Genomic DNA, 2,450 nt, shown 5'->3' with positions numbered 1-2,450 from the left:
TAGCTAAATCAGGGTTAATATATGATGGAAATTATAAAAGTACTTTAGTAAAAAAATAATGAGTTTTTACTTGTTTTTTGCCACAGTACTTTGTTGGCAAATCGTTATTTTATTTTCCATTTAACTCCACTCCAAATAATTCCTAATGAAACTAAAATTAACGCAAAATTCCCAAAATTAAATTTCTCATCCGTAAACGATTTGTAAATTGTTCCAATCACAAATAAAATCGATATAATTAAAGCAAAGTAATAACCCTGTTTAGATTCGAAAAACGACTTTTTTCTTTCTATTTGTCCGTTATTATATTTCAAGAGTTTTGAGTCAATATCATGGCATAAATTCACAAATTTTTCGGAATTACAGAAATTATCATTTGAGCTTATTCGGACTGTTTTTCCGTTTTTGAGCTTAAATTTTATTCCAGCTCCTTTCATCCAATGAATTTTATAATATTCTAAATTTTTAAAAGCAACATTTTTATTATTCCATTCCAACTGATTTGTTGTTAATTCAAAATCTGAAACTTTTACTATAAACTTCTTTTTTAATATATAGAAATAAAATCCAGCGAGAACAAAAGCTAAAATTCCTTTTAATAGCCCAAAACTCATAATTCTATTCAACACGAATATTATTCCAGAAAAGACAGCTACTGTTGAACCAAGTAAGAATAGTAATTCAAATTGGTTTGTATATTCAACATTTTCGTACTTCCGCATTGTTTTGTGTAATGTTTGCCAACGTGTTTGTATATGGTTTGTTGCGTGGTTTAAGCACCTAATTTAGCAAATAAAAACCGAATAGAAAATCCGCGAGGATTTTCGTAAGTAGGCTAGAACTAGCAATAAAATATATGCATTGTTGTGTGCAGTTTTTTTATTTCAGTCGTTTTTTTATGTCCATTCTCTGATGTAAAATTCTAACGATTTCTACATTTTCATTTTCAACTTTTCTGTAGAAAATCAGATGTGATTTAATTTTCGTTACGCGATAATTTTTTCTAGTTTGTTCAGCTGATTTTCCAATCAGATAGTTATCCGCAATAAATTCAACTTCTGCCATTATTAAATCGTAATATCTGTCAGCTTGTTCTTTAGACCATTTGTTAAGAGTATAAATCCAAATTTTATCTAAATCCTCAATCGCTTGTTGACTTATGCGATATTTGTTTTTACTCATAAGTGTTTACGATGTAATTCTTTCAAATGTTGTTTTGGGTCGAAGTTTTCAACAAATCCGCTATTTTCTCCAACTTCTAGAGCTTTAATAAGTTCTCTTTCTTTTTTTTCTTCACGTTCTAACAAACGTAATGCGGAACGAATTACCTCGCTAACTGAACCATATCTACCAGAACTTACTTCTTCTCTGATAAAATCCTCAAAATGATTTCCAAGTGATATTGATGTGTTTTTTCCCATTTTAGCTATATTTTACTCAAATATACCAAATCTTGGTAACGTAGCCAAATTGCACACAACGGTTTTGTGTATGATTAGTTGCGTGGTTTAAGCAACTAATTTAGCAAATAAAAACCGAATAGAATATTCCGCAGGAATATTCGTAAGTCGGCAGTGACCAAGCAATTAATTATACACGGTGTTGGCAAATCGTTATTTTCTTTTCCATTTAACTCCACTCCAAATAATTCCTAACGAAACTAAAATCATTGCAAGGTTTTGAATATTAATTTTCTCATCTGTAAATAATTTATAAACTGTTCCAATCACAAATAAAATTGTCATAACAACAGCAAAGTAATAGCCTTGTTTAGTTTCAAAAAATGATTTCTTTCTTATTATTTGTCCGTTATTGTATTTCAATAGTTTTGAGTCAATGTTATGGCATAAATTCACAAACTGTTCGGAATTGCAGAAATTATCATTCGAGCTTATTCGTAAAGTTTTTCCGTTTTTGAGCTTAAATTTTATTCCAGCTCCTTTCATCCAATGAATTTTATAATATTCTAAATTTTTAAAATCAACACTTTTTTTATTCCATTCCAATTTATTTGATGTTAATTCAAAATCTGAAACTTTTACTATAAACTTATTTTTTAATATATAGAAATAAATTCCAGCGACAACCAACGCTAAAATTCCTTTTATCAATCCAAAATCCAAAATTCTATTTAGTAAAAATATCATTCCGGAAAACACAAGTATTGTTAAAGCAAATAATAACAGTAATTCAAAAGGCTTTGTATATTCAACATTTTCAAATTTCCGCATAGTTTTGTTTAATGTTTGCCAACGGTTTTGTGTATGGTTAGTTGCGTGGTTTAGCGACTAAGTTAGCAAACATTTACGAACCCGTGAAAATTCCGCAGGAATTTTCGCAAGTAGGAAAGAACAAAGCAATTAATTATACACGGTGTTGTAGTGCGTTTTTTTATTTTATTCCAATCCATTTTTCCAACTCCGATTTATGTTCATCGATAGCAACCCAAG

4 protein-coding genes are annotated in these 2,450 nt (G+C 29.3%); all 4 read right to left on the bottom strand.

Features of this window, described 5'->3' with window-relative positions; translation table 11 throughout:
- Positions 1-104: 104 nt before the first annotated feature.
- Positions 105-722, bottom strand: a complete 618-nt coding sequence (locus tag C8N41_RS16715) for a hypothetical protein (RefSeq protein WP_115840116.1) — start codon at positions 720-722, stop codon at positions 105-107.
- Between the two features lie 157 nt (positions 723-879).
- Positions 880-1,182, bottom strand: coding sequence for a type II toxin-antitoxin system RelE/ParE family toxin (locus tag C8N41_RS16710; protein WP_115840115.1), 303 nt, complete (start codon positions 1,180-1,182; stop codon positions 880-882).
- The gene (locus C8N41_RS16705) at positions 1,179-1,421 is read right to left on the bottom strand and encodes a type II toxin-antitoxin system ParD family antitoxin (protein WP_073153620.1); all 243 of its coding nucleotides are present in this window, start codon (positions 1,419-1,421) and stop codon (positions 1,179-1,181) included. The genes C8N41_RS16710 and C8N41_RS16705 overlap by 4 nt, the downstream gene beginning before the upstream one ends.
- 192 nt (positions 1,422-1,613) lie before the next feature.
- A complete protein-coding gene (locus tag C8N41_RS16700; protein WP_115840114.1) occupies positions 1,614-2,231 on the bottom strand; it encodes a hypothetical protein in 618 nt (205 codons plus the stop codon).
- Between the last annotated feature and the right edge of the window lie 219 nt (positions 2,232-2,450).

The organism is Winogradskyella sediminis (genome assembly GCF_003387355.1).
Lineage (GTDB): Bacteria > Bacteroidota > Bacteroidia > Flavobacteriales > Flavobacteriaceae > Winogradskyella > Winogradskyella sediminis.
The sequence above is the reverse complement of the archived record's forward strand: the minus strand, read 5'-3'. Positions and strand labels throughout refer to the sequence as shown.

Bases quoted from the DNA above. Each gene is read 5' to 3' on its own strand.
- C8N41_RS16715 (WP_115840116.1), bottom strand. From the start codon at position 722: ATGCGGAAGTACGAAAATGTTGAATATACAAACCAATTTGAATTACTA.
- C8N41_RS16705 (WP_073153620.1), bottom strand. From the start codon at position 1,421: ATGGGAAAAAACACATCAATATCACTTGGAAATCATTTTGAGGATTTT.
- C8N41_RS16700 (WP_115840114.1), bottom strand. From the start codon at position 2,231: ATGCGGAAATTTGAAAATGTTGAATATACAAAGCCTTTTGAATTACTG.
- C8N41_RS16710 (WP_115840115.1), bottom strand. From the start codon at position 1,182: ATGAGTAAAAACAAATATCGCATAAGTCAACAAGCGATTGAGGATTTA.